The 1,491-nt window shown below is 58.6% G+C and carries 2 rRNA genes; both read left to right on the forward strand.

Annotated features, from left to right (window positions below):
• A 23S ribosomal RNA gene (locus tag E3328_RS21620) occupies window positions 1–1,188 on the forward strand; the annotation flags it as partial.
• Window positions 1,189–1,315: 127 nt separating this feature from the next.
• Window positions 1,316–1,437 (forward strand): 5S ribosomal RNA (gene rrf, locus E3328_RS21625).
• The last annotated feature ends 54 nt before the right edge of the window (window positions 1,438–1,491 follow it).

A 1,491-nucleotide genomic window follows, 5' to 3' on the forward strand; every position in this document is an offset into this window, starting at 1 on the left:
CGTTAGGGAATTCGGCAATCTAGTCCCGTACCTTCGGAAGAAGGGATGCCTGCCGCGGGAAGCGGCAGGTCGCAGTGACTCGGGGGCTCGGACTGTCTAGTAACAACATAGGTGACCGCAAATCCGCAAGGACTCGTACGGTCACTGAATCCTGCCCAGTGCGGGTATCTGAACACCTGGTACAACAGGACGAAGGACCCGTTAACGGCGGGGGTAACTATGACCCTCTTAAGGTAGCGTAGTACCTTGTCGCTTCAGTAGCGACTCGCATGAATGGATCAACCAGAGCCCCGCTGTCCCAACGCTGGGCCCGGTGAACTGTACGTTCCAGTGCGGAGTCTGGAGACCCCCAAGGGGAAGCGAAGACCCTATAGAGCTTTACTGCAGGCTGTCGCTGGGACGTGGTCGCTACTGTGCAGTGTAGGTAGGAGCCGTTACAGAGGTACCCGCGCTAGCGGGCCACCCAGGCATCCATGAAACACTACCCGGTAGTGACTGCGACCCTCACTCCTGGCGGAGGACACCGGTAGCCGGGCAGTTTGACTGGGGCGGTACGCGCTTGAAAAGATATCGAGCGCGCCCCAAGTCCATCTCAGCCGTGTCGGAAACGCGGCGAAGAGTGCAAAAGCAAAAGATGGACTGACAGTGTTCTTCCTAACGAGGAACGCTGACGTGAAAGCGTGGTTTAGCGAACCAATTCGCCCGCTCGATGCGGGCCATTGCTGACAGAAAAGCTACCTTAGGGATAACAGAGTCGTCACTCGCAAGAGTACATATCGACCGAGTGGCTTGCTACCTCGATGTCGGTTCCCTCCATCCTGCCCGTGCAGAAGCGGGCAAGGGTGAGGTTGTTCGCCTATTAAAGGAGGTCGTGAGCTGGGTTTAGACCGTCGCGAGACAGGTCGGCTGCTATCTATTGGGGGTGTCATGGTATCTGACGGGAACGTCCGTATAGTACGAGAGGAACTACGGATGGTGGCCACTGGTGTACCGGTTGTTCGAGAGAGCACTGCCGGGCAGCCACGCCACACGGGGTAACGGCTGAACGCATCTAAGCCGGAAACCCACCTGGAAAAGAGATACCGCCGAGGTCACTCGTAGAAGACGAGTTCGATAGACTCGGGGTGTACGCATCGAGGCAACGAGATGTTCAGCCCGCGAGCACTAACCGACCGAAGCCACCAATCATACGCACTGCGACTCGCTGAACGAGTCCAGGCGCAATCTGGATCGCACGTACACACGGTCTCGGAGACCACCGATATTGGATTCCGAACGCGGCGTTCGGACGCGGTTCGATTCCGCGGATCGGCGTTAGGGCGGCCATAGCGGCGGGGTTACACCCGTACCCATCCCGAACACGGAAGTTAAGCCCGCCTGCGTTCCGGCGAGTACTGGAGTACGAGAGTCTCTGGGAAACCTGGTTCGCCGCCTCCACTCATCTTCCGGCCATCATCCGGCCGGGCACATTCATCACCCTCGACCAGCCAC

This window comes from Halosimplex halophilum (assembly GCF_004698125.1).
Lineage (GTDB): Archaea > Halobacteriota > Halobacteria > Halobacteriales > Haloarculaceae > Halosimplex > Halosimplex halophilum.